Source organism: Pseudomonas sp. GW821-FHT01A09, from assembly GCF_058986725.1.
The window spans coordinates 13817-39828 of sequence record NZ_JBYSWB010000018.1; the positions used below are offsets into that span (position 1 = coordinate 13817).

Here is a 26012-nt window from a genome sequence, read left to right on the forward strand (position 1 = left end):
TGCCTATGAATCACCTAGAACCCTTGGACCTGTCGGTCAGCAAGGGGACAAAAGCTAAAAATAGTCCAGCTTGATGTTGTCGATGGACAGGGCGTGATACATGGTCGCGCTGAAAGTGACGGCCGTGATGCGATGAGTGCCTGCCGCATCGGCGAAGACTATGCGCTGGGGCGTTCGATAGGTCTGTCGGCTGCTCTGACCGTTGGCCAACACATAGGTGACTTGAAAGTCGCCTGGACCCGTCGCGTCGAGATCGAAGGTGATCTGCGTTACGGGGCGATGCATCGTCAATGTCCATCCGCCATTTGCGACGGTACGCAATATCATCCCTTTGAGCAGCGGCGATTCCAGCCTGTTCTGCTCTATGGTCGAGGATAATCCCCAAGGGGATACCGAAAAGTACCTCAATGTTTCGGTCGTTCCTGCTCGTATCGATCTGGGCGTCTCTGTGGAAAAATCTTCGGTCTGTGGGTCTGGTAATGCTACTACCCTCACAGGCACTTGCGCCGAACTCTCCCACACCGCGCCTTCGGTACGCGCCACTCGATAACTGACTTGCACCGTGTCGCCGTCGTATTGCGCGGCGCGGTCATTCGGCATCGCAAATTCCAGGCTGCCCGGCATGGGTCGTGCCACCGCTGGTAACAGCACGGGCGGTTGCGCCTCAGAGCCCTGCCAAACTACCTGAACCAATTGTCCTGGTAACGGGTTGTAGCGCGCGGTGATACCCAGCGTGCCCGTGACACCGTGTATTTCCACTTTGCTGTCGTCTTCCAGTCGCTCTATCAACGGTGTCTGCAGCCCTAGTCGCAATTGGGTGAAACGCAGTGTCGAGGAGTTGAAATCGAAGGCCTTCTGCTCATCGGAGCTGCCTGATAGCCCTGCCTTCAACGCCAGAATAATGTCCGCCTGATCGTTGAGCCGCAGTAGCAGAGCGCGGTCAACCGATCGCTGCAGATAGCCCACGGCAACATCCGCCTGGGTCACGATAAAAGGCGGGGAGCCCAGGCGCATGCTCCAGGCGCTGCCATCGTCGCGGGTGCTGTACATCCATAGCCAGAAGATTTGGCCAACGGCCATGAACGGGTATTTGCCTACGCGCACGGTCGCTGCAGTGGTGAAGGTATTGAGGTCCAGTGAGTCGTCGTTGTCGGACTCGACAACTGCGGGTGAGGGGAAGGCGTCCTTGGACACACTTGCCACGATCAGTTCCAGCTCTTCGCCCAGGTGCGCCGGTACACCGCTGACCGTCGCCAGGTAGGTTATCTTCACCGCTGTGCCGAAACTCTCGGCCAGCACCTGCGATGGGACGGTTATACGCGCCTGGCCGTTTTCGGCGGTCGCGCGGGGAATGGCCGGATAATGTCCGCTGAGCAATTTCCAGAACACATCGACCGTATCGCCGGCCCGCAGACGTGCGTCGGTAACCACCACAGTGGCGGTGTTTTCTGTCCATTGGCCGTCGCTGATTTCCCGTACGGGGGCCAGCACGCTGACGGCCAGGCCACTGGCGTCCAGCACCTGCGCCTTGGGCCAGCGCAGGCTGGCGCTGTTGATCACCGACAGTACAAGGGCCTTTGAGCGCGCCCAGTGGCCGTCGCGGCGCAGGATCCTATAGCTCACCGCCACGTTCTGATCCAGGTTCGGTTCGATCAGCCTTGCTCGATCGATACGAAAACGCAGGGGCGGCGAGTTGGCTGGAATGGACCCGATCACCAGCTCTTCGCTGGCGGCAGACCCCACCCACGCCAGTGTGGCGGTGCCTCCCGCAAAGTGGGGATTACTGGCATCGACCAGCACATACAAGGCACCGGTGAGACTCTCGAGGTCGAGTTCGTCGTCAAGGGACAGGGGAGGATCGAAGTCCGGTACCGGGAGCAAGCTGGCGTCGCCCGCTACGGTATGGCGAAGGACCTCCGAGCCGTAGGCCAGCCCCCCGGCCAGCAGATTGTACGAGACTTGCAGTGTGCCGCCGGCGATCTCCAGTACCCAGGCGATGGGCGCTTTGAAGATCAACTCCGCCGCCTGATTCAGCACGGGCTGGATCACGCTGTGAAGGTGCTCGTCACCGGCGCCGTCGATGCCGAGCCATCGTAGTTCCACACTGCTGCCAGGCGCGAAGGCGATGTTGAGCGGCACGACAACCGTGACCGCTACGGCACCCACTGGCGGTACCAGCTCGCCACCGGCAGCCTCATGGATGTACGGCGCAGGCAAGGCTATCGGGGTGCCCACGATCTGCACCATCGTGCTGTGAGAGCGCAAGGTTTCTGTGCTGCGTTGCACCTGGTAGTAAAGATTGAGGGTGCTCCCGCTCAGGCTGCGAACCAGCGGGTTGGGCGCCTCGAATGTCAGGCTCGGACCGCTGAACGGCTGCTCCTCGGTGACGTAATGCAGATAGGGCCAGTCCAGCGGTTGACCCACAACGTGCACGACGATCCTGTCGCCAGGCAGCAGATCGATGCCTGGCACCGTGATGAGCGCCGCGCCGCCAGCCAAGGTATCGGGGTTGAACTGGCTCCCCACTTGGCCGACCAGTATCGGAGCAGCCAGCGTTGCCTGTTCAGCCACGTTGCAGTAGGCACTGAGGCTGAACAATGAGTAGTTCTGCACCCGATCGCGGATCGAATAACGCACCTCGCGGGCATCCCCCGGCCAGGCGGCGATGAGGGTATCGGGCACCGCGATGGTGATGCTGCTGCCCACTTGGTCGGCGGTCAGCGGTGGGTGGGGGATGGCTGCCCCTGCCCAGAACAGGGTAATGACGTCCCCGGCGGCCATGTAGCGATAGGGTGGGATCAGCACCGGCAGGTCGACGCCCGCTACTGGCGTGAGCTCGGCGGGAACGCCCACTGGGCGGGCCAGGTTGTTATTGACGATCGTTCCGGGAGGCAGGTCGTCGGGCGGGGCACCCGGTACGGTCAGTTTTACCGGCAGCAGGGTGGAGCGTGAAGCGGTCACGTTGCCGCCTAGCTGGTCGATGGTGTGGTAATGCACGTCGGCCTGATAGTCGGGGGCAGTGGGTGACGGATTGAATGCGCGGACCGGCGCGGCGAACACCAGCTGCGCATCGCTGTCGCGTACCGTCTGGTCATCCACGTAGGCGTCGTCGACATACAGCACCACGTTGTCGCCTTGAGCATAGAAATCGTACAAGGGGATGACGATATCCACGACGCCCGATTCCCAGCGTTGCTGGCCGACACCACCCTGGTTGATCAGAGCAGGGATGATCGGAGGAGGCAGGCTACCGGTGACGCCGTCGTGAAACAGGCCGGGATGGCCATGCTCTCCGGGCTGGGCGCCAGCGCTGGCTTGTCTGGCGCTGAACGCTTTGTGAATCGCGTGCAGTAAGGTCAGAGGTGGGTTGCGCATGTTGTCGGTACCTCGAAGAGGCGCTGCCGCTGCGCAGCGCTGGCGTTTTGGCGTTAGTTTTGGCGTTAAAGGTCGGTCACTGCCACTCTGACCAGTTGCTCGCGCGCGTTGGCGATGCCGTGCCTGTTTCTGATGGTGTAGTTCGCCGTTACCGAGCCACGCCCAATTGGCAGCAGATCCCATTTGCCGGCAAAGTAATCCGTCGTGATCAGGAAGTCGTGGTACTTGGCGGCGCCACCGGTGGGGTCTGGCACTGTATAGGTCAAGCGGCGCAGGGTATCGGGCGTCTGCGTACCAGTGCCGTCGAGGGAGTAGTAGCCTTGCAGCGTCAAAACGATTTCATCGTCCTCGGCGACATTGGTGTAGTCGAGCATCACCCTGAACGGGGTACCCCCGCCGCTTTCCACTGTCGCCCTGTTGAGCGCGTTTTGGGCGTTCGCTTCGGTGAAGGTCCCGACATCCAGCCCACCCGGCCCGCCCGGGAGCAACGCTGTCGAAATCACTTCAACCGACTGCGCCGGTGACAACGAAGCGTTGATCAGGTCTGTCCCCTGTTTGCGGCTGACGGTGTAGCTGACGTTTATATGGCCTGCGCCACCGCTGGCCATTTCGGCGGGGATGGCGGTCAGTTGGAGTGGAATCCGATCGCTTATGTCCGTCGCGCTGATGGTATGGGTATCGGCCAGCTTCACGCTGCCCCACTGAACCGTGACGACGTCATTCTCTTCGAAGTATTCGACGTCCGAGCCGGAGTCGTCGGTGGCGAACCAGGGCACGAACACAGTGGCATCGGTGAGGATGTCGTCCTGGCTGATGTAATTGTCGGTGCCGCTATCCCCCACTGCGGTGGGGCGGCGAAGGTTTTCGTTTTCGGGTGTCTGCGGATCTGGATCGACTCCGCCGGGGGTGGTGATGTTCACCTCTATCGGGTTCGATCGCGGTGAGGTGGCCAGCAGAGCGGTGCCTCGATACAGCTCGTAGTAGGCATCGACGCTGTATTGCTGATTGCCGCCGCCGGCTTCGACGATCAGGGCGTAATCCAGATCGAAGGTGAGGATGGGGTTGTTGCCCGTCTCCGAGGCGTCGATCGCAATGGGCTGCGTGTGGGCATCGCCCAGGTAGAAGATGATCGTGTCGCCGCCTTCGGCTTTGTCGAACCCCGGGATCTGTACTTCCACAGGGTGGCGGGCATCGGCTTCGTCGATCAGGCGATCGTCCTCGAATAGGGCGATGATCGGTTTGGACAGGTCCGTGTCCACTGGTGCGCCTTCGAGGATGAGCGTCAAGGGCCTCGGCTGCAGCTTCGTGGCACTGGCGTTGCCGGCCTGGTCGCGTAGCACTATGCCAAAGAACAACGGGCCGTCGCCAATATCCCTGAGTACTGACTCGGGTATCTTGACTTGAATGTCATTTCCCGCGCCGCCCGCTTGTACTTCGGTGTAGGCCTCGGGAATGTAAAATGCGGCGCCCACCAGAGGGTTCTTGGTGTAATAGGGTTCGATGATGTCGAAGTCCTCCATCCCGAACCAGTCCGGCACCGTCGCCACCAGAAAACCGCCTTCCAGTGAATGGACGGTAACCCCGTGTTCTACCGCATCTTCATCGAAGGCGATCAGCGGCAGCGTGGTCCCGCCAGGTGGGGTGCGGTCGATACGCAGGGGTTGAGGGGGGACGCCGTTGAATTCGTTGCCGAAGCCGTCATCCATCAGGTAGGTCACCGTGTGACGGCCTTCGGCAATCAGATTGGCGCCGCTATTGGGCAGGACCCGGATAATCTTCGAGGGGCCATCTGCTGGACCGATGGCAGCGACAGGAAAAGCGGTGTTATCGAGGAACAAGGTGACCAGGTCCCCTTGTGCGGAAAATTCGAAGTAGGGTATTTCGACGACGATGTCCCGGTCTGCGTCGGCTTTCAGGACCAGCCCATCAGCATTGATGGTGGCGGGCAGCACTGCCGGGGGCGTGTCCTGAAGCAGTTGCCCGGCATCGGTCGTGGTGGTTGACTGTAACTTTGCGGCGCTGCGCAAATGCTTCTTGTGTGCCCGTATGGCAATGGACGAGCCTGTTTTGCCGGAAGCTTCGAGTAAGCGGACAAGAGTGTTCATGTGCCTATCCTTCCTTGATCGGTAAGGCGCCATAATCCCTGTGAAAATAAATGTTCGAACAGGAGGGCGCGAATATAAAATTTCATTGAATTCGGAAACTTGGCGCCGCTCGATGGGAAGCGTTGCGCACTATAAAGTTAGTGCGGGATATAGGTGGTTATCAAGTTTTAAGTTTTATTTATTTTCGTCTGGAAAATAGTAAATGCAGACGTGTTGGCTATAATTTGTTCGTTGAAGTATTGAATAAATATATTCAAAGTGCGGCTGTGTGTATATTGATGACCCAGTGCAAGAAAGCGGGCTGTCAGCCCGCTCCTTTGAAAGTTAGAAGCGGTAGCGAAGTCCAAGGTTCAATCCCCAGGGCTGCTCGAGCCTGCGGCCTTTGGCGTAATCGAACTCGGCATGAGCCTGCACGCGCTCGGACGCCTGAAGCGCTATGCCGACCCCCAACTCCCCACGGCTACCGGAAAGGTCATTGTTGAACGCGTTGCCGTTGACCTTGACGCGGTTGCTGCTGACGAACTCGTGGGCCAACGCTGCCTTGGCGTGGAGCTCCAAGGTACCCCCGGCGCGCAGTGTCATCTTCTGGCTGATCCTGGCACCCGCTTTGCCCAGGGTGGAATCAGCGTGGTTACTGCTGGCGCCCATGCCGTTGTCCAACCGGTAGTGCTGGCCTTGCACCTTGAGTACCGACAACTGGGTGAAGGGCGTAACTGCGACCGTGTCGTTGAGGGCGATGCGGCGCCCGGTCTCCACCGAGAAGCCCAGCCCATAGTGGTTGTAGTCGCCGCTGGCTTGCGCGCCGTCGCTCATGCGCACTTGCGAGGCATTCTGGAAGCGGTTGAGCTTTGCCAGCGCGTCGAGGTAGTGGCCATCGTCGGCCACCCAGGTCGCGTAGGCGCCGACATGATAGCTGTCGACCTTGCCGGAGGTGCCGGCTTGCAGGTCCAGGTCGGCCTGGCTGTAACCGGCCTGTACACCTATCAGGGCCTGGCCTCGGGCAACCGGCAAGGGGGCGTCGGCGCCCAGGCTGATCCCCTGCTGGGTTTGCCGATAGCCCACGCCCGCCGCGGCCGACAGGTCGAGCCTGCTGCCATAGGCGCGGCTCCACAGCCCAGGCTGGCCGATGCCGCTGCGCCATTCGCCCATGCGCCCTTGCAGGCTCGACAGCTCGCCATACCACACGCTGGGCGCGGCGCTGAACAGTCCCAGCACTGAGCGGGTGCCGGGCGCCACGACGTCGCCGGGGCGTTGCACCAGTTGCCATTGATCGCCGATCTGCTTGAGGTCATAGACGAAAGTGCCGAGGTCCACCTGGCCGCCGATCACGCCGAACTGGCCGGTGCCGCCGCCGGTCTGCACCACGGTCAGCGGCGCCTGGCCCTGAGCGACATCGGTGCCGGTGTTCTTGATCGCCAGCAGGTGGTTGCCACTGACCTCACCCTTGACCACCAGCCTGTCGCCTTGGCCAGCAGCCAGATCGGTACCCAGGCCGAAGGAGCCTTGGCCGTCCAGGCGGTCGAGGGTCAGTTCGCGGAAGTCACCGGCCGAACCACCCAGCTCGACATGGCCGCCGTTCAGCTCGAGATTGCCGACCGCCGCGCTCTGCGTCATGCGCCACTGGGCGCCGCTGTCGATCGCCAAGGCGGCGACACCGGTCATGTTGCCCGTGAGGCGTGCGTTGTCTTGCAGGGTGATGCGGGTCGTTGAGCCCTCGGCTACGTGAATGTCGCCGTCGAGCGCGGTGTTGGCGGCGGTGAAAGCGACCTGGGTATTGGCGCCAGCCTCCAGAATCACGCCGTTACCGCCCTTCAGCGTGGCGCCGTTCTGCACGAGGATGACGGCATTGACGGGCGTGCTGGTCGCCTCCACGGCGATGGCTGCGCCGCTCCCGCCCTCGACATGCGCGTTATCGACCCGCAGAGTGGCGATACCCGCCTGAGCGGCAGGCCGCGTATCACTGCCCAGCAGCACACCGTGCTGGGCACCGAATAGACGGCTGCCTTCGCTGGCGTTGAGCGTGCCACCAAAGACACCGGCGCCCAGGCCCTGGGCGCCGACCCCACCGCCACTGCTGGCGTGTCCCGTCACCTGGGTGTTGCGCAGGTTGATTTCACTGGCGTAAGTCGCGTTGATGCCACGCCCGGTACCCGTCAGCACGCTGTCTACCACCGTGACCTGGGCACCCAGGCCGACAGTGCCGTTGTTGGCGTTGATGGCTGCGGCGCGGTCGCTGGTCAGGGTGCTGTTGCGAATCACCGCACTGCCCTGGCTGATGGTCAGGGCAGTGCTGGCGCCGCCGCTGACAGTGGCATCGGCGAGGGCGACGGTCGACCCCGCCGCATTGATCGCCAGGCTGCTGCCACCTTGGACCTGCAGCTGCGCGCCGTTGCGCAGCGTCCAGTTCTCTGGCGTGTCGCCAGGGCTGACCACCGCCGATTGATCAGGGCCATTCAAGACCCGGGCTGCGGCAGGGGTGATGCCATCGAACGCCAGGGCGATGCCGACCGCTACAGTCGGCAGGGTGAAGCGATAATGGAGATAACTCATAACGGCGCGGCCTCTGGAGCATCTGCCGGACGGGCAGATAAAAGCGCGCAATTCTGGGATCAGCCCCGGCTCAGAGATATAGGACGGGTCTGAAAGTGGGGATGTCCGTACTTGATTCGGTTGCGATCATTGCCCGCGCTCACCATGCATAGCGCACCCCCAGGCTGGCGCCCCACGGCTGTTCGATGTGCTCGCCGTTGCTGTAGTCGAAATCCGCCTGCAGCTGCAGATTGCCGGCGAGCTGGGCGATGACCCCGGCCCCCAGCTCGCCGCGCCCCCCGGACAGGTCGTTGTTGAAGGCATTGTCATTGACCCGCACGCGGTTGCTCTTGGCGAACTCCTGCGCCGCCGCGACTTTGATATAGGGTTGCAGCACATCCCCATTGGCCAGTTGTATGTTGCGGCCCAGGTGCGTGCCGATTTTGCCGAGCAGCGAGTCGTCGCCGTTGCTGCGGGCCTGCAGGCCGTTGTCCAGGTTGTAGTTGCGACCTTGAACGTGCAACGCCGACAACTGGGCGAAAGGTTCCAGGTACCAGCCGTTCGCCAGTTTTATATGCTTGCCCGCTTCCAGCGATGCACCGACGCCGTTATCGCGGAAGTGGCCTTTGGTGCGGCTGCCGTCGCTGACCTGTGCGCTCGAGTCGTTCTGGAAGCGATTGAGTTTGATCACGCCGTCGATGTAGTAGCCGGTGTCCGACAGCCAGGTGCTGTACAGGCCCGCGTAGTAACTGTCGACCTGGCCCGAGGTGCCTTGGCCCATGTCCAGATCACTGCGGCTGTAACCGCCCAACACCCCCACCACCCAGCGCCCGCTACTGCTGGGCAGCGGTGTGTCGAGCCCGAACGTGATGCCGTGCTGACGCTGCTGATAGGCGACGCCAGCATCGGCCGAGACGTTGTACTGGCTACCGTAGGTACGCACCCAGGGACCACTGGTGCCTTGGCCCAGGCGCAGCTCGCCCATGCGGCTGCGCAGCGTGGTCAGCTCGCCGTACCACACGGTCGGCGCGGCGCTGAAAAGACCCAATACCGAGCGTGTCCCAGGCGTCACGACCTCTCCACCGCTGTCCGTTTCGCGCTGAACGAGCGTCCAGTCGTCACCGTTTTTTTGCAGGTCGTAGACGAAGGTACCCGCGTCCACTTCGCCCCCCGCCACGGCGAAACTGGCGGAGCCGCCCGCAGTCTGGACCACCGTCAGGGTGCTGCCCGGCACCGGGTCGACGCCGTTGTTGCTGTTGTGGATCAGCAGTTGGTAATCGCCGCTGGCCTGGCCGCTCACTACCAGTCGGTCACCTTGGGCGGCCGCCAGGTCAGTGTTCAAGGCAAAGCTGCCATTGCCGGTCAGAGTGTCGGCCTGCAGGGTGCGGTAGCCGCCGCTGCTGCCATTGAGGCGTATCTGGCTGGCGTCGAGGCTCAGCGTGCCTACCTGGGAATCGCCGGTCAGATCCCAGGTGGAGCCCTGTGCAAGGCTCAATGCATTCACTTGGTTGAGTTGCCCGGTCAGGCTCGAGGCGTTAGTCAGCGCGATGGTCGCCACGCCATTGGCATTGCCGGTCCAGGTGCTGGCCTGCAGTTGCAACTCGGCAGTCGAACTGTCGGCCACGCTGACATTGCCCTTGAGGGTGCTGTCGCTGAGATTCAGGATTACCTGACTGGCCTGGCTGGCGGTGACATCGCCATTGATCGTGCTGCGTTGTACCAGGGTGGCGTCGATCTGGGCACCGCCGGTGGCGGTCAACGAGCCTTGCAGGGTACTGGCCTGGGCTTGCAGGCTCAGCGCCGAGTTCGCCACGGCCTCGACCGCCACACCGTTGCCGCCGATCAGGGTCGCGCCGTTATCGAGTATCAAGGTCGCATCGACCGGCGCTGCAGTGAGTGCGCTCCCCACCAGCACCGCGCTACCGCGCAGGCCCTGTACCGTCGAGCCGTCGACCGCCAGCGTCGCGTCGGTAGCGGGCGCAGAGGAGGTGGTGGCCACCATCACCGCTCCGTGATTGGCGCCAATCGCGCTACTGCCTTGTTGGAGGCTGACCTGGGCCGCCGTGATATTGATGCCCACGCCGCCTCGATCGGCTTCGGTACGGCCATCGTCGGCGCCGTTGATCTGTGTTTGAGTCGCAATCAGCTGGTTGCCAGCCCCCAGAGCGACGCCCTGACCGATGCCGCTTACGGTACTGGCGCTCAGTGTCAGCATGGAGGGGTTGTTGGCGATCATGATGATGCCATTGCTGGTATCGCTGCTCAGCGTACTGTTGAGCACGGTGGCAGTAGACGCGGACAGTTGCATCGCATTGGCGAAGCGCGCAGCTGTTACCGTGGCGCCGTTCAAGTTCAAGATGCCCGCGCGAGTCGCCGCCAATTGCAATGTCTGGCCGCCCGGGTTGACGTTAAGTGTCGCGCCATTACTCACGGCCCAGTTCTGTGCCGTATCCCCGGCGTTTACCGTGGCGCTGGCGGTCGGTCCGCTGAGTGTCGCGGCGAAAGCGTGCAGCGGACAGCAGAACGTTGCGCCCATAAACAGAAACAATGGCCAATGGCAGTTTGCTCGAACATGAATACTCATAAAGAAATCCATTCAAAGGGGGGCGATCTATGTGGCAACTGGATGATTTGACGGTGCGACGGTACGTTGGAAAATAATGTACACATCACTTATAGATGATATTTCCAAGGGGGGTAGATTTTTTCGTGCCTCGATCTAGCCTGTTGAATGTCGGAGACATACTTCTCTGCGTATCAAGGTTTGAAAATAGATTTTCAATCTCTTGCTATATGAAGTTTCTATTTCATATGGCCAGCGTCCATATATTGTTTGGTCGAGGGCAATACCATGTCCACTTCACGTATTTTATCTTCCGCGTCTACAGGTTTTGCCGTACAGCGGAGTCGCCGTCCGCAAGCGACCGCAGCTGCACACTCGCGTCAGGGCGGCCAGCCTTTGCAGGTGGCCGGCCCTTGTCGGTTGCCCGACGTCATTCCCGGCAATGCCGACGGCCTGCTGCTGCGCGGCCATGCCGATAGCGATGTCAAAGTGCATATCCCCTATGAAGCATTTTTCAATGAGTACGATCCGATCGAACTCGTGGTGGAGGGCGAATATCTCGCCGTCGAACCCATCAACCCGGGCGATCAGCGGCCCACCATCGTCCGCTATCTACCCGGCCCGCTTGCCGAAGGGCGATACAACGTGACCTACCAGGTGACCAGTGCAGTGGACTGGAACGCGTACGAAGGCTTTCCTGCGCAACCCTTGCGCATCGACCGCACGGCGCCCGGCGGTGCCGCCATCGCCGGTCTGGCGTTCAGTCAGCAGGTGATCGACTTCGGTGTCACGGCGGCCGACCTGGTCGACGATCTGCTCAGCGTCGATGTACCGGCCTGGACGGGCATGGAAGACGGCGATTGGGCAGAACCCTATTACCAACTGGATCCGCTCACCGGCACCAGTTTCGCCATGCGCAGCGCCGACAAGCAAGTGGGCGCCGGCGGGGCAGGGCAGGTGCTGACGCTGGGGATTCCCCGTGATCAGCTGCTGGCCATGGGCGATGGGGTGCGCTGGTTCGGTTACGTGCTGCGGGACCTGGCCGGCAATGCCAGCGCTTTGCGACCGGTGCCGGTGCCGCTGAACATCAGGATGGTCGATATTCCCATCAACCTTCGTGCGCCACGAATAGATGGCCATGACGACGACGGCGTGATCAGCGAAGCGGATGCCCGTGGGGCTGTCGAGGTGATCATCCCGGGCTTCGACAAGACCCACCCGGGCGATGAGATTGTCTTCGTGCTCGGCAGCGCGCGCTCGGCCCGGTTGCGTATCAACGAGGACGATGTCGGCAACGACCCGATCATGGCGTTCTCCGTCCCCTACGCCATGGTTGCCGGCGGCGGTGGTGCGGGTATCCCCGAGCGCTACAGCGCCGATGCGTATTACGAGGTCTATCGTGGCGCCGATCTGCTGGCCACCTCGCCGCGACCTAATCCAGTAACGGTCGATATCACCACCCCGGCCGGCCCTGACCCTGACCCTTCGACGCCCATCAACGAGGCCTTGCGTCAGGTGACGGTGCGTGGCGCCAGCGGTGTGGACAATGTGATTTCGGCTGCCGACACGCTGCAGGATGCAACGGTGTTCATCCCGTTCGAGGCCGATAACCTGGCGCCTCCGCCTGTTGATCGTGCCTATCTGGCGGTGGGCGATGTGATTCGGGTGCGCTGGGGCACGGTGGAATTGCTCGACAGCCTGACGATCGAGGCCGACCACCTGGCCCTTGGGGCACCTTTGGAAATTACCGCCACCTCGGCCGAGGTCATCGGCCAAGGGCCGGGCAGCATAGCGGTCAGCTATAGCGTGTCCCGTGCGATCGCCGGCTCTGTGTCGCCGGTTTTCAATACGACGTTCGCTGGTCAGCAGGGCGTCTCGGTGTCCTCCGCCGATTTGCTGCCCGGTGGTCCCGGTGGCCTGCCGAGCGGCGACTTTGCGGAACGGAACGCCAGCAACGCCCTGACCAAGGTGCTGGTGGAGAGCGGCGGCGGCACGCCGTATCGGGTGATGCTGGATTACCTGAATGTGGCGGTGAATGACCGAATCGCTATCAGCTTGCAAGGCTATGACAACCTTGACGGCACCGGGCCGCAGACGCCGGATACCGCCTACAGCGATGTTCACGTGCTCCAGGAGGAGGACCTGCCGACTGAAGAAGATCCGGCCAAATTCCATGATTTTCTGATCCCCACCCGCTACTTTTCCGGTAAGTGGACTACACCGATTCAGGGGCGGGGTTCGGTGGTGGGCAGCCATAGCATCGAAAATGCCGAAGGCGCCGTGCCGGCCCCGTCGGTGGTGGTGCGTGTGGCGGTTACCGATCTGTAGGGGGCTGCGGCGCTGAAGCGCAACAGTCGTTGCGCACGCACTCGCTCAGCATTCAGAAGGTACTCAAAACTGATACTGCACCCCGGCCCCCGCATACCACGAGCGCCCGGGTGCAGCTTCGTAGTATCGGTTATTGCTGTCACCGACGATCACCGAGCCTACGTATTGCCGGTCCAGCAGATTGTCCAGGCGCAGGGTCTGGTGAAAGGTCCAGTGCTCGATCTTCTGTTCGAAGCGCGCACGCCAGTTGAATACCGTATAGGCCGGTGCGGGCTTTTGCTCGTTGCTGTCTTCGACATAGACCTTGCTGCGGTACATGCCTTCCAGCGCGGTGCTGACCCAGTCGCGGGGTTTCCAGTCGAGTTCGCCGAACAGGGTGTCTTTCGGTACGCCGGGCAGGTAGTTGCCTTTGTCGATGGGCGTGGTGCCGCTGATGAAGTCGCTGTCGTATTGCGCCACCAGATGGGTATAGGCGATCTGCGTGCTCCACTGCTCGCCGAGCTGGCTGTCGATGCCCAGCTCCAGACCGCGGCGCAGGGTGCGGCCGGCGTTCTGGTAGCTGGTGCGGCCGTTGTTCGAGCCGGCCACCACCAGCTCGTCGTCGGTGGTGATCTGGAACAGCGCCAGGTTGACCCGGGTGTCGCCGAGCACCTTGGCCTTGAGGCCCACTTCATATTGCTTGCTGGTGGAGGGCTTGAGGCCGAAGTTGAAGCCTTCGGTGGCACCCGGCGCGTAGGCCATTTCCGCCTGGGTCGGGGTTTCGAAGCCCTTGCCGGCGCTGACGTAGCCGTGCAGGTTCTCGGTAAAGGCGTACATGGCGCTGACCGAGGGGTTGTTCTGCTGATAATCCTTGCTGCCGCTGGCGTCGCCGTTGCTCAAATAATGATCGCTGACGTCCATTTTCATGGTGCTGTGGCGTATGCCGGCCTGGAAGGTCCAGTCCCCCAGCGCCCAGTTGGCCTGCACGAAGGGGTCGAGGCTGGTGGCGGTGTCGACCTCGTCGCGGGCCAGGGCGCCTTTGACGCCCAGCTCGGTGGCGGTGTAATTCTGGTAACCGCTGCGGTCGTCCTGGCTGCGGTCGTAATCCAGGCCGGCGATCACCGTCAGGTCGCCAGGCGCCTGGCTGATGGGTTGCAGCCAGTGCACGCTGGCGCCGTAGAACTTGCGGTCGAAATCGACCACGCCGCCACCGCGGGTATTGGCAGCCACGCCTTTGGGAATCGACAGGTACTGCAGCACGCTGCGGGTGCCGGTGTAGGCGTTGACCTGCAGCGTCGCATCGCCGATGTAACGCTCGTAGTTCATGCCCAGTTGTTGGTGGTCGATACTCTTGCGCGTGTTGTAGGTCAGCGCGCCTGGAGTCACCGAACGCGGATCGGCCTTGTACGCGGCCCAGGTCTGCCCCAGCGGGTCCTGGGTGCCGTTCTGCTCCAGGCTGCTGTAGATCAGCGCCATCTTGCTGTCGTCGTCGGGCTTGAAGTTGACCTTGGCGAACGTCTGGTCGCGGCGCGCGGCGCTGTGGTCGCGGTAGCCGTCGGTGTCCATGCGGGACGCGTCGAGCACAAAGCCGACGCCATCCGCCGCGCCCTCGGCGCTCAGGTGGTTCTTGCTCAGGCCGTCGCTGCCTACCAGCGTCTCGGCGCCTACACGCGGAGCGCCTTGGCCTTCGCGGGAAAACATCTGGATCACTCCGCCGGCGTTGCTGCCGTACTGGGTCGCCGCCGGGCCGCGCAGCACTTCGATGCGCTCGGCGGTGTCGAGGTTGAAAGTCGCTGCCTGGCCCTGGCCGTCCGGGGTGCTGGCGGGGATGCCATCGGCGATCAGCTTGAGCCCGCGCACGCCGAAGGCCGAGCGCGCGCCAAAGCCGCGAGAGGAAATCTGCAGATCCTGGGCGTAATTCTGCCGATTCTGCACCACCAGCCCCGGCACCCGGCTGAGCACTTCCGAGGCGTTGATGCGCAGCTGCCCGTCGTTGATCTGCTCGCGGCTGACGCTGTCCACCGAATACGGCAGGTCGAAGCTGCTGCTCGCGCTGCGCGATCCAGTAACCACGCTGGAGTCGAGGACGATCACCGGCGTATCGGCATGGCTCAGCGTAGGGCAGGCCATGCCGCCGAGAATCAGACAGCGCAGCAGACGGGACGCCTGGAGGGCGGGCAGCAGGGTTTTCATGGGACGGGGTACCGGAGTGGAAGCGATGCGTGGCGGGCATTTTAGCGGGTGGCGGGAGGTTGGGGGGAAATGGATGTCGGTCGGGGCGGCGCGGCGCATCAGCTCAGAAGCGTCCTACGAAGTACGCAGCCTTGTCCGATAGCCCGGCATTTGTCCCTTGCATAAAGTATTCGACGGGCTGACACGAGCAGCGGTTCAAGGGAGGTGTGATACAGTGAATACATGCATTCAATCCGAGGATCGATCCGTGGCCACCTCAATTCGACTCAGTCCGCAAACCGAGCAGCGCCTCAATTTTCTGGCTGCCAGCACCGGGCGGACCAAAGCCTATTACCTGCGTGAAATCATCGATCAAGGCCTTGCCGACGCGGAAGAATATTACCTTGCCGCCGAGGTCCTCGAACGCGTCAGGAAGGGGGAGGAGCCTCTACACTCGAGCGCCGAAGTGAGAAGAAAACTTGGTTTGGACGATTGAGTACACCGATACCGCAATGCGACAGCTGCGCAAGATAGATAAGCAGAGCGCCCGTCGAATTTTATGTTTCATGGATGAACGTATCGCTACGCAAACCGATCCGCGCTTTAACGGCAAAGCCCTTTCGGGGCCGCTGGCGGGGTTATGGCGCTATCGAGTGGGTGATTTCAGAGTCATCTGTGAGCTGGATGATGGCCGGATCCGAATTCTTGTGCTTTCGGCGGGTCATCGGAAGGACGTTTATCGGTAGTTGTCTTCTCTGCCAGCCCCCAAGTGGCGAAACCTCCGGAAGCATTTTTATCCAAGCAGTCCGATTGCCTCGCTCGCCACTTTTTGCGTCAATGCATCCCCGGCTCGGGGGGGCAAGATTTTCCCTTCGAGGCACTGAACCGCCAGCGCGATAGCGAATCCGATATGACGCTGTGCTAGGGTGTCGAGCGCGATAGGGTCCCCCGGTTTCAGAGCGGCTACAGGCGGTGTCGTTTGGGTTATAATCGGCCCCTTTAGCTGCCGGCAGCCCAGATTGGCTGCGGTGCATCATTTCAGATTAATAGAGGCTCGACCCTTGGCATTGACGATTCTTGGCCTGTCCGGCGCCCTAAGCCATGATCCATCCGCTGCGCTGTACATCGACGGCAAGTTGATCGCCGCCGCCGAAGAAGAGCGCTTCGTGCGTGACAAGCATGCAAAGAATCGCATGCCCTACGAGTCCGCCAAGTTCTGCCTGGAGCAGGCCGGCATCAAGCCGTCCGATGTCGATGTCGTGGCCATTCCGTTCGCGCCGATCAGCCTGTTCGGCGAAGCCCGCTGGCACTATGCCAAGCGTTACTGGTATGCCCCGGATCGCGCTCTCGACGCCATCCTCATGGGCAACCGCCGCTACAAGCGCTACCGCAACAAGATCGTCTGGTGCCTCGAGCAACTGGGTTTCGATCCGAAAAAAATCAAGATCGAACCGGTCGAGCACCACCTGGCTCACGCCTCCAGTGCCTACCACTGCTCGGGTTTCCAGGAAAAGACCGCGATTCTCGGCATCGACGGCAAGGGCGAGTACGCCACCACGTTCTTCGGCTATGGCGAGAACGGCAAGATCCACAAGATCAAGGAATTCTTCGATCCCGACTCCCTCGGCGGCCTGTACGGCGCGATCACCGAGTTCCTCGGTTTCGAGATGCTCGACGGCGAATTCAAGGTCATGGGCATGGCGCCTTACGGCGATGCCAGCAAGTACGATTTCTCGCGTCTGGCCAGTTTCGAAAACGGCGAGCTGGTGATCAACACCGATTACGCCAACGTCATCGGCCTGCGCCGCTATAAAGAGAAGGGCAAGGGCTTCTACTTCTCGCCCAAGCTCATCGAGTGGCTGGGCCCCAAGCGCGAAGGCGATATCGCCGACGAACCCTACATCCATTACGCCGCCAGCATGCAGGCTTTGTTCGAAAAGCTGGCCCTGCAGATGATCGACCATTACCTGGGCGACATTCTTAAGGACACCGGCAAACTGGCCTTCGCCGGCGGCTGCGCGCTCAACGTCAAGCTCAACCAGAAGATCATCGCCCGTGACGACGTCAAGGAGTTGTTCGTGCAGCCGGCTTCTGGCGATGCCGGTACCGCCGTGGGCGCCGCGGCCTATGTCTCCCACGCGCGTGGCGTGCCGGTGGAGAAGATGGAGCATGTCTATCTCGGCCCGTCCTACAGCAACGAAGATGTGATCGCCGCCTGTGCGCGCCATCCGAGCAAGCCGAACTGGAAGCAGATCGACAACATGCCCGAGCATATCGCCAGGATCATGGTCGAGGGCAATCCGGTCGCCTGGTTCCAGGGGCGCATGGAGTTCGGTCCGCGGGCTCTGGGCGGTCGTTCCATCATCGGCTGCCCGAGCGTGCCGGGCGTCGCCGATCGCATCAACCACCAGATCAAATTCCGCGAGCGCTGGAGGCCTTTCTGCCCGTCGATGCTCGACACCGTTGCGCCACAGATGATCAAGATCGATCATCCGGCGCCGTTCATGACCTTCACCTTCGAAGTGTCCGAAGAGTGGAAGACCCGCGTGCCGGAAGTGGTGCACGAAGACGGCACGTCCCGCGCCCAGGTGCTCAAGCGTGAATACAATCCGCGTTATTACGACATGATGAAGGCACTGGAGGTGCTGACCGGCAATGGCGTATCGCTGAACACTTCGCTGAACCGCCGGGGCGAGCCGATGATCTGCTCTCCCACGGATGCGCTGAACATGTTCTTTGGGTCGGACCTGCAGTACTTGATCATGGAAGACATCTTGGTTGTCAAGGATACAGTTACAGAATGACCCCGCCCTCTACAGTGATCAGCATAGTTGTACCCACTTACAACTACGCCCGTTATCTGCATCGTGCCCTGGACTCCATCCTCGGCCAGTGGGCAGATGACCTCGAGCTGATCATTGTGGATGATGGCTCCACCGACAATACTGCGCAGATCGTCCAGGATTATGTGTCTCGCTACCCTTCGGTGCGATATGTCCATCAAGAAAATGCGGGGCCGGCGGCGGCGCGCAATCACGGCATCAGCCTGGCGCACGGGCGGTTCGTTCTGCCTGTCGACTCCGATGACGAGCTGATAAGCGGTGCGATCGCCGTTCTACGTGCCATGGTGCAAGCCACGCCGGGTGCGCAGGTGATTGTCGGCGCCCACGTGTCGGTGTATCCGGATGGGCGTGAGCGCACGCGCCTGCCGGTGCCGGTGCCGGCCATGGCGCCAAGGGCCATCACTTGCCGCTATCTGCTCCAGAAGCGGATTTCGTTCGCTCCGAGCAGCATTTTGATTCGCCGCGATTTGCTGTTGCAGCGGCCTTATCCAGAAAAACTGCGCACTGGCGAAGATATTCCGGTGTTTGCCTATCTGCTGGTCACGGCCGAGCAGATCATGGTGACCGACCAGGTCATCGCACGTATTCACAAGCACCCTGACAGCCTGCGCAATGATCGTCGTGACGAAGAGGCCTTGGCGTTGGCGATGGTGCAGGAGGTCTTCACCGGGCTGCCGCCTGAATGCCAATCGTTGCGCACGCGCTATGAGGCGCAGCGCTATCTGTCGCTGTTCCGCGCCGCGGTACGGGACGATGACCGCTTGACCGCGCGGCGTTTCTATCGTCGGGCGTTGTACCTGAGTGCAATGCAGGCGTTGCGCTGGGTGTACTTTCGTAAGGCCATTCGCTTGTTTTTCAAGGATTAATCTGCATGCGGTCAGTGGTTTCAGCGGCGGGTAGCAACTCACCCGTCACGGCATTAAAGAACTTTTCGCCCCTGTGGTTTACCTTCATCGCCAGCCTGTTGCTGTCGCTGATCGCTATTGCGGGTACCGATATCCTCGCCCGCGATGCGGCGTTCTACATGGACATCGCTCACCAGGTGAACGTCCAGGGCGCGCGGGTGGCGCTGACGATGTTCGATTGGCCGTGGTTCGCGATGCTGATCGCCGGCACTCATGCGCTCACCCACCTGCCGCTCGAAACCTGCGCCCACCTTTACTGTGTGCTGTTCATGGCGGGTACCTGCACCTTGCTGGTCGACTGCGTTCGCCAGCGTGTGCCCGAAGCGACCTGGTGGGCCTGTCTGGTGGTGCTGGCCATGCCGGCGATCAACCAGTTTCGCTGGGATATCATCCGTGAAGCGGGCTTCTGGTTTTTCTGCGTGCTGGCCTTGTGGCTGACGTTGCGCTGGGAAATCCGTGGTGGCTGGCTGCGCGCCGCGGTTATCTATGTAGCCGTAGGCGCGGCGGCGCTATTCCGCCTCGAAGCCCTGACCGTGCTGGTTGCCCTGGGCGTGTGGCAGTTGCCCAATCTGTTCATCAAGGGGCAGAGACGCTCCTTCCTGGAGTTTTTCTGGTTGCCGCTGGTATTGCTCATTCCAGTGCTGCTGGTGGCGATACCGCGCATCGATTGGCACTCCAGCCGCGTTGCCTACATGCTGCAACTGATCGATCCACGATCGGTATTCGCCAACTTCAACAAATTGGCGAATCAGTTCGGCAGTTCTCTGGTCAACAAGTATTCGGTCGATGAGGCCGGGCGCATCATCTTCTTCGGCCTGCTGGCCTCGTTGCTGATCAAGTTCGTCAACCTGATGGGGCCCTTTGCGCTGCCGTTCCTGTGGCCACGGGCGTGGCGGGTCTGGCAGCTGTATTGGCGGGCCTTCCGGCCGTTCGCCTATGTCGCTGGCGCCTACTTCGTGGTGATGATGCTGTTTTTCATCAACTCGCAGTTCATGATTGGTCGTTACCTGAGCTTTCTTGATGTCATGGTGATTCCGCTGCTGGCGGTCGCCCTCAGCCGGTTTGCTCAGGCCTGGCCGCGATTGGCCAAGGCAGTGCTGGTGCTGGGGTTGCTGGTAATGCTTGCCAACGTGATATCCCTAGGGACGAAAAAGACCAATTTCATCGCCACCGGGCAATGGGTAGCCGCCCATATCGATGCGCAAGCACCGGTTTTTTACGAAGATGGGCGCATTTCCTTCTATGCCGGCCGCGGTTATCCACAGCCGACCATCCCGCGCGAAATCGCCACGGCCCCCGGCAACGCCGAGCGCTATCAATACTTCGTGTTCGAGGCCGACCAGAGCGAGCCCTGGCTGCAGACATGGATCGCCGACCATCGGCTGCGCGTGCTGGCGAGCTTCACGCAACGCAAGGGCAAGACGGTCACCGTGGTAGGGCCTTGAAATGGCGGGAGTGAGCGTGGTCCGCGGCCCAGACGGGCAGACAACGCTGCTCCCCAGCAGGTTCATTCAGTGTTTGTAGGGTTGTGATACGATTGGTTTTTTTCGCCAACGGATACTCATGAGCAGCCCCGACCCTCGCGCCCAGCAGTCCACGCTGAAGATCTATCTGCGCCTTCTCGGTTACGTGCGTCCTTATGCCGGGATGTTCGCGATGAGCATCGTGGGGTTCCTGATCTTTGCCTCCGCGCAACCGATCCTGGCCTACATCCTCAAGTACTTCGTCGACGGGTTGTCCAATCCCGAGGCCAGTCTGTTCCCGAACAACCCCTATCTGGCGCATTTGCAGCTGCTGCAGGCCGTGCCGCTGATGATCGTGATCATTGCCATCTGGCAGGGCGTCGGCTCGTTCATCGGCAATTACTTGCTGGCCAAGGTGTCCCTGGGGCTGATCCACGACCTGCGCGTGGCGCTGTTCAACAAACTGCTCAACCTGCCGAGTCGCTACTTCGACAACCACAACTCCGGGCATATCATTTCGCGCATTACCTTCAACGTCACCATGGTCACCGGTGCCGCCACCGATGCGATCAAGGTGGTGTTTCGCGAAGGCCTGACGGTGGTGTTCCTGTTCATTTCATTGGTTTGGATGAACTGGAAACTGACTCTGGTGATGCTGGCGATCCTGCCGTTGATCGCGCTCATGGTCAGCAGCAGCAGCAAGAAATTCCGCAAGCAGAGCAAGCGTATTCAGTCGGCCATGGGCGATGTCACCCACGTTGCCTCCGAGACCGTGCAGGGCTTTCGCGTGGTGCGCAGCTTCGGCGGCGAAGCCTACGAAGCAAACCGCTTTCGCAGCGCCAGCCAGAGCAATACCGACCGTCAACTGAAGATGAACCGTACCGGTTCCGTGTACACGCCGATGCTGCAACTGGTGACCTACACCGGCATGGCCATCGTGATGTTTCTGGTGCTCTACCTGCGTGGCGACTCGTCGGCCGGCGAGCTGGTGGCCTATATCACCATGGCCGGCCTGCTGCCCAAGCCGATCCGTCAACTGTCGGAAGTCAGCTCGACCATCCAGAAGGGCGTGGCCGGTGCCGAGAGCATTTTCGAGCAGCTGGACGAAGAGGACGAGGTGGATGAAGGCAAGGTCGATATCGCCAAAGTCAACGGCCGCCTGGAAGTGCAGCACCTGAGCTTCACCTATCCCGGCACCGAACAGCCAGTGCTCGACGACATCAGTTTTGTCGTCGAGGCCGGGCAGATGGTGGCGCTGGTGGGACGCTCGGGGAGCGGCAAGTCGACCCTGGCAGCCTTGGTACCGCGCTTCTACCAGCATGCTCAGGGCCAGATCCTCCTTGACGACACGCCGATCCAGGATTTCACCCTGCGCAACCTGCGCCAGCACATCGCGCTGGTCAACCAGCAGGTCACCCTGTTCAACGACACCGTGGCCAACAACATCGCCTACGGCGACCTCGCTGGCGCGCCACTGGAAGATATCCAGGCGGCTGCGCAGCAGGCCTATGCGGACGAATTCATCGTCAAGATGCCCGATGGTTATCACACTCTGGTGGGCGAAAACGGCGTGTTGCTGTCCGGCGGCCAGCGCCAGCGTCTGGCGATCGCCCGGGCGCTGCTCAAGAACGCCCCGGTGCTGATCCTCGACGAGGCCACTTCGGCCCTCGATACCGAGTCCGAGCGGCACATTCAGGATGCCCTCGACAGCGTCATGAACAACCGCACCACCCTGGTGATCGCACACCGACTGAGCACCATCGAGAAGGCCGATCTGATTCTGGTCATGGATCAAGGCCGTATCGTCGAGCGCGGTAGCCATGCGCAATTGCTGGAAATGAACGGCTACTACGCACGGCTGCACGCCCGGCAGTTCAAAGAGGGTGACGACGCTGTGCCGCCACACTCGGTCGAAGTATGCTGAGGGCCCTTCGCGCCTGGCGCGAGCGTGGCTGGACGGTGATTGACAGCCAGGCCTATGCACAGGCCTGGGACCGCTTCGGCGGCAGCGTCGCGACCCATCCGCAAGTGCTCGAGCGCCTCGCCGCACTGGCCGACATTCCGGTGCGCTACCTTGGCTGGGAGCGCGACGGCGAGCTGGTGGCTGCGGTGCCGTGCTGGGGTCAGCATCTGGCGCTGTCCAAGGACGTGCTCAAGCGCGCCGGCAAGCGCGGACTGTTCGATCTGGGCAACGCCGAGGTCATTCTGCCGATTGCCGACGATGCCCAGGTCGAGGTGCGTCAGCGCATGCGCTACGTGTCCGAACTCAATGTCGGCAAGGTGCGCGGGTTAAAGCCCCTGCCTCAGGGCCTGGCGCTGGCCCGCGCGCCGGAAGACTATTCCAAGAAGTTTCGCTACAACCAGCGCCGCGAACAGCGTCTGCTGGAAGAGGCGGGCGGGCGCCTGAGCCCGATGGCGCAGCTGTCGGCTGTCGAGCAAGCGGCCATCTACGCCGATCTGTTCCAGCGTCGCTGGGGCTTCGAGGTGCCGGGCAAGGCCAGACTTGCCGAGGTGTTCGAGTTGCTGCGCGAGTTCATGACCGGCTCCGTGGTGCTGCTCGATGACGCGCCGGTGGCGATCCAGATTCTTTATCGCGTCGAGGCGCCAAAATGGGTGTCGCTGGAGTACATCAATGGTGGTGTCGATCCGCAAAGCCGTGATTTCAGCCCCGGCAGCGTGCTCAGCTTCGTCAACACTCAGGAGGCCTGGGAGCATGCTCGGGCGCTGGGCAAGCCGCTGCGCTACTCCTTTGGCCGCGCCGACCGCGAATACAAGGGCCGCTGGTGCCATACGGTGCCGGCCTACCAGGTGTAAAGCATGAGCGAACGCAAGCAACGGCTACTCAAGGCCCATCGACGCAACAAGCGCATCGCCCTGCTGGTGGCCTTGCTGGTGCTCATCCTGATCGGCGTGCTGGCGGCCTGGTGGTGGGTGCCGCTGCTCCTGGTGCTGGGTTGGATCGCCCATGAGGCCTGGTTCGCCGACCACCTGTTCTATCGCCCCAGCGACGATTACCAGTACGAATTCGCCTTCGGCACTTCGATCCAGGACGCGCGCATCGATGCCCAGGGGCTGTTGACCCTGGACCGACCCGCCGCAGCGGGTGAAACCCTGGTGCTGGAAGTGCGCTTGCGCGCGACCTGGTTCGGGCGCTGGGTCGATCCGGCCGTGCTGATCGGCGACGATCGCCAGGAATTCGAGCGCGGGGTGCGCGGTCGGCGTTACCTGAACCTGTCCGGCCAGGCCGAAGCGTTGGCCGCTGGCAAGCTGAAGGTGCGCGGATCGCTGTGCCGGGTAGCGCCCGAAGCGCGGCTTTTTGTGCAGGCGAACGAGGATTTTGCCCAACGCCGGGTGATGATTATCGCTCCCCACGCCGACGACGCCGAGCTGGCCGCGTTCGGGCTTTATAGCCGCTGCGCCGAAGCCAGCATCGTCACCCTGACCCAGGGCGAGATCGAGGCCGAGCACTACCAGCGGCTGGGGCTGAGCCTCAGCCAGGCCGCCGAGCTCAAGGGCCGGCTGCGCAGTTGGGACAGCCTGGCGGTGCCGCTGTGGGGTGGCGTGGACGCCAGCCGCTGCGTGCAGCTTGGCTACTATTGCCTGCAGCTCAAGCCGATGGCCGCCGAACCTGAGCGGGCCTTCGGCTCACGCGAGTCGCAACAGGCTGATATCCGCAGCGTGCGCCAGCATAATCCACTGACGCTGCCGGCCGACGCCGACGGCCAACCGACCTGGCACAACCTGGTCGCGGACCTCAAAGCGCTGCTGGAGCACTATCGCCCGGAAGTGGTCATCACTGCGCATCCGCAGCTCGACCCCCATGCCGACCATATCGCCAGCACCCAGGCGCTGTTCGCCGCTATCGCCAGCAGCAGCTGGAAGCCTCGGCAGGCGCTGTTCTACGCCAACCATCTGCACGATAACGATCGCTGGCCCATGGGCCGCGCAGGCGCTGGGGTGGCGTTGCCGCCGGCCATCGAGGCGTTGCCCGCCGATCGCCTGTGGAGCCCGGTGCTGTCGAGCGCCACGCAGCTCAACAAAGCCATGGCGCTGGGCATGCAGCACGATCTGCAAGGTCGGCCCGCGCTGAAAAAGCGCCTGCGTCGGTGCATCCAGTACTGGCTGGCCGGACGCCGCTGGCCGGCGACCGGCGAAGACGAGTTTTTCCGCAAGGCCGTGCGTCGCCACGAGCTGTTCTGGGTGCGTGACCTGAGCGACTGATCGCACCGCGCCGCAGCACATTGTCAGCGGGCATGACTGCCCATAAAAGCGCCGGCGAGGCTGTGCTAATATCGCCGCCCTGTTCATTTTGTAATGTGGGTTGCCCATGAAATTGTCCATGCCGCGATTTGGTCAGGCCCCTGTGTTGGTAGTCGGCGATGTGATGCTCGATCGTTACTGGCATGGCGGGACCTCGCGCATCTCCCCTGAAGCACCGGTGCCGGTGGTCAAGGTCGAGCAGATCGAGGATCGCCCGGGCGGCGCCGCCAACGTCGCCCTCAATATCGCTGCGCTGGGTGCGCCGGCCTCCCTGGTCGGCGTGACCGGCGATGACGAAGCCGCCGAGAGCCTGTCCAACAGCCTCAAGGCCGCCGGCGTCAACGCCGTGTTCCAGCGCATCGCCCAGCAGCCGACCATCGTCAAGTTGCGGGTCATGAGCCGGCACCAGCAATTGCTGCGTATCGATTTCGAAGAACCCTTCGCCACCGACGCCTTGGCCCTCGGGGCCGAGGTCGACACCCTGCTCGAAGGCGTCAAGGTGCTGGTGCTGTCGGACTACGGCAAAGGCGCGTTGAAAAACCACCAGGCCCTGATCCAGGCCGCGCGCGCACGTAACATTCCGGTGCTGGCCGATCCCAAGGGCAAGGACTTCACCATCTACCGCGGTGCCAGCCTGATCACTCCTAATCTCAGCGAATTCGAAGCCATCGTCGGCGGTTGCCTTGACGAAGCCGAACTGGTGGCCAAGGGCGCACAGCTGATGCAGGAACTCGACCTCGGGGCCTTGCTGGTCACCCGTGGCGAGCACGGCATGACCCTGCTGCGCCCGGATCACCCGGCGCTGCACTTGCCTGCCCGCGCCCGCGAAGTGTTCGACGTGACCGGTGCCGGCGACACGGTGATTTCCACCCTGGCCGCGGCCATCGCCGCCGGTGAAGAATTGCCCCAGGCCGTGGCCTTGGCCAATCTGGCCGCCGGCATCGTGGTCGGCAAGCTCGGTACCGCCGCCATCAGCGCCCCGGAGCTGCGCCGTGCCATTCAGCGTGAAGAAGGCTCGGAGCGTGGCGTGTTGAGCCTCGACCAGCTGCTGCTGGCCATCGACGATGCCCGTGCCCATAACGAACGCATCGTCTTCACCAACGGCTGTTTTGACATTCTGCATGCCGGCCACGTGACCTATCTGGAACAGGCACGCGCCCAGGGCGATCGGTTGATCGTGGCGGTCAACGACGACGCCTCGGTCTCGCGGCTCAAGGGCCCGGGCCGGCCGATCAACAGCGTCGACCGGCGCATGGCGGTACTGGCCGGGCTGGGCGCGGTGGACTGGGTCATCAGCTTCAGCGAAGACACCCCCGAGAACCTGCTGACTCACGTACGTCCGGACGTGCTGGTCAAAGGCGGCGACTATTCGGTCGAACAGGTCGTGGGCGCTTCCATCGTTTCGGCCTACGGCGGCACGGTGAAGGTGCTCGGGCTGGTGGAAAACAGCTCCACCACCGCTATCGTCGATAAAATTCGCAGCCGGTGAG

At 62.2% G+C, this 26012-nt stretch carries 15 protein-coding genes; 10 read left to right on the forward strand and 5 right to left on the reverse strand.

Annotation, left to right across the window (positions count from 1 at the left end):
• Window positions 1-54 precede the first annotated feature (54 nt).
• The 4 genes from AC3WJP_RS19450 to AC3WJP_RS19465 form a co-directional block, all read right to left on the reverse strand.
• Window positions 55-3375, reverse strand: a complete 3321-nt coding sequence (locus AC3WJP_RS19450; protein WP_493720828.1) for a hypothetical protein — start codon at window positions 3373-3375, stop codon at window positions 55-57.
• Between the two features lie 65 nt (window positions 3376-3440).
• A complete protein-coding gene (locus AC3WJP_RS19455) occupies window positions 3441-5480 on the reverse strand; it encodes a hypothetical protein (RefSeq protein WP_493720829.1) in 2040 nt (679 codons plus the stop codon).
• A 324-nt stretch (window positions 5481-5804) separates the two neighbouring features.
• Complete coding sequence (locus tag AC3WJP_RS19460) at window positions 5805-8030, reverse strand: autotransporter outer membrane beta-barrel domain-containing protein (protein ID WP_493720830.1); 2226 nt, start codon at window positions 8028-8030, stop codon at window positions 5805-5807.
• 139 nt (window positions 8031-8169) lie between these two features.
• Window positions 8170-10593 carry an autotransporter outer membrane beta-barrel domain-containing protein gene (locus AC3WJP_RS19465; RefSeq protein WP_493720831.1) on the reverse strand — a complete coding sequence of 808 codons (2424 nt, stop codon included), beginning with the start codon at window positions 10591-10593 and terminating at the stop codon, window positions 8170-8172.
• A gap of 399 nt (window positions 10594-10992) precedes the next feature.
• Between AC3WJP_RS19465 and AC3WJP_RS19470 the strand changes: the two genes are divergently transcribed.
• Window positions 10993-12900, forward strand: a complete 1908-nt coding sequence (locus AC3WJP_RS19470) for a hypothetical protein (protein WP_493720832.1) — start codon at window positions 10993-10995, stop codon at window positions 12898-12900.
• A 63-nt stretch (window positions 12901-12963) separates the two neighbouring features.
• Here AC3WJP_RS19470 and AC3WJP_RS19475 read toward each other — a convergent pair whose 3' ends face one another.
• Window positions 12964-15009 (reverse strand): TonB-dependent receptor family protein, encoded by a 2046-nt coding sequence (locus AC3WJP_RS19475; RefSeq protein WP_493720882.1) that lies wholly within the window; start codon window positions 15007-15009, stop codon window positions 12964-12966.
• Between the two features lie 310 nt (window positions 15010-15319).
• Here AC3WJP_RS19475 and relB point away from each other — a divergent pair, with 310 nt between their 5' ends.
• From relB to hldE, 9 genes are all read left to right on the forward strand, one after another.
• Window positions 15320-15547, forward strand: a complete 228-nt coding sequence (gene relB / locus AC3WJP_RS19480) for a type II toxin-antitoxin system RelB family antitoxin (protein WP_493720833.1) — start codon at window positions 15320-15322, stop codon at window positions 15545-15547.
• A 16-nt stretch (window positions 15548-15563) separates the two neighbouring features.
• Window positions 15564-15797 carry a type II toxin-antitoxin system RelE family toxin gene (locus tag AC3WJP_RS19485; RefSeq protein WP_493720834.1) on the forward strand — a complete coding sequence of 78 codons (234 nt, stop codon included), beginning with the start codon at window positions 15564-15566 and terminating at the stop codon, window positions 15795-15797.
• A 315-nt stretch (window positions 15798-16112) separates the two neighbouring features.
• A complete protein-coding gene (locus AC3WJP_RS19490; protein WP_493720835.1) occupies window positions 16113-17855 on the forward strand; it encodes a carbamoyltransferase family protein in 1743 nt (580 codons plus the stop codon).
• On the forward strand, window positions 17852-18760 hold the full coding sequence (locus tag AC3WJP_RS19495; RefSeq protein WP_493720836.1) for a glycosyltransferase family 2 protein: 909 nt from the start codon (window positions 17852-17854) through the stop codon (window positions 18758-18760). Before AC3WJP_RS19490 ends, AC3WJP_RS19495 begins: the two co-directional genes overlap by 4 nt.
• Window positions 18761-18765: 5 nt before the next feature.
• The gene (locus tag AC3WJP_RS19500; protein WP_493720837.1) at window positions 18766-20244 is read left to right on the forward strand and encodes an ArnT family glycosyltransferase; all 1479 of its coding nucleotides are present in this window, start codon (window positions 18766-18768) and stop codon (window positions 20242-20244) included.
• Between the two features lie 118 nt (window positions 20245-20362).
• Window positions 20363-22186 carry a lipid A export permease/ATP-binding protein MsbA gene (msbA, locus tag AC3WJP_RS19505; protein WP_493720838.1) on the forward strand — a complete coding sequence of 608 codons (1824 nt, stop codon included), beginning with the start codon at window positions 20363-20365 and terminating at the stop codon, window positions 22184-22186.
• The gene (locus AC3WJP_RS19510; RefSeq protein ID WP_493720839.1) at window positions 22180-23076 is read left to right on the forward strand and encodes a GNAT family N-acetyltransferase; all 897 of its coding nucleotides are present in this window, start codon (window positions 22180-22182) and stop codon (window positions 23074-23076) included. Before msbA ends, AC3WJP_RS19510 begins: the two co-directional genes overlap by 7 nt.
• Window positions 23077-23079: 3 nt before the next feature.
• Window positions 23080-24483 carry a PIG-L deacetylase family protein gene (locus AC3WJP_RS19515; protein ID WP_493720840.1) on the forward strand — a complete coding sequence of 468 codons (1404 nt, stop codon included), beginning with the start codon at window positions 23080-23082 and terminating at the stop codon, window positions 24481-24483.
• A gap of 106 nt (window positions 24484-24589) precedes the next feature.
• Window positions 24590-26011 (forward strand): bifunctional D-glycero-beta-D-manno-heptose-7-phosphate kinase/D-glycero-beta-D-manno-heptose 1-phosphate adenylyltransferase HldE, encoded by a 1422-nt coding sequence (gene hldE, locus AC3WJP_RS19520; protein ID WP_493720841.1) that lies wholly within the window; start codon window positions 24590-24592, stop codon window positions 26009-26011.
• The last annotated feature ends 1 nt before the right edge of the window (window position 26012 follow it).

What these genes read in the sequence shown, in the direction of transcription:
- AC3WJP_RS19450 (WP_493720828.1), bottom strand. Translation starts at nt 3,375, where the DNA reads ATGCGCAACCCACCTCTGACCTTACTGCACGCGATTCACAAAGCGTTC.
- AC3WJP_RS19455 (WP_493720829.1), bottom strand. Translation starts at nt 5,480, where the DNA reads ATGAACACTCTTGTCCGCTTACTCGAAGCTTCCGGCAAAACAGGCTCG.
- AC3WJP_RS19460 (WP_493720830.1), bottom strand. Translation starts at nt 8,030, where the DNA reads ATGAGTTATCTCCATTATCGCTTCACCCTGCCGACTGTAGCGGTCGGC.
- AC3WJP_RS19465 (WP_493720831.1), bottom strand. Translation starts at nt 10,593, where the DNA reads ATGAGTATTCATGTTCGAGCAAACTGCCATTGGCCATTGTTTCTGTTT.
- AC3WJP_RS19475 (WP_493720882.1), bottom strand. Translation starts at nt 15,009, where the DNA reads ATGGCCTGCCCTACGCTGAGCCATGCCGATACGCCGGTGATCGTCCTC.
- AC3WJP_RS19485 (WP_493720834.1), top strand. Translation starts at nt 15,564, where the DNA reads ATGCGACAGCTGCGCAAGATAGATAAGCAGAGCGCCCGTCGAATTTTA.
- AC3WJP_RS19495 (WP_493720836.1), top strand. Translation starts at nt 17,852, where the DNA reads ATGACCCCGCCCTCTACAGTGATCAGCATAGTTGTACCCACTTACAAC.
- AC3WJP_RS19500 (WP_493720837.1), top strand. Translation starts at nt 18,766, where the DNA reads ATGCGGTCAGTGGTTTCAGCGGCGGGTAGCAACTCACCCGTCACGGCA.
- msbA (WP_493720838.1), top strand. Translation starts at nt 20,363, where the DNA reads ATGAGCAGCCCCGACCCTCGCGCCCAGCAGTCCACGCTGAAGATCTAT.
- AC3WJP_RS19510 (WP_493720839.1), top strand. Translation starts at nt 22,180, where the DNA reads ATGCTGAGGGCCCTTCGCGCCTGGCGCGAGCGTGGCTGGACGGTGATT.
- AC3WJP_RS19515 (WP_493720840.1), top strand. Translation starts at nt 23,080, where the DNA reads ATGAGCGAACGCAAGCAACGGCTACTCAAGGCCCATCGACGCAACAAG.
- hldE (WP_493720841.1), top strand. Translation starts at nt 24,590, where the DNA reads ATGAAATTGTCCATGCCGCGATTTGGTCAGGCCCCTGTGTTGGTAGTC.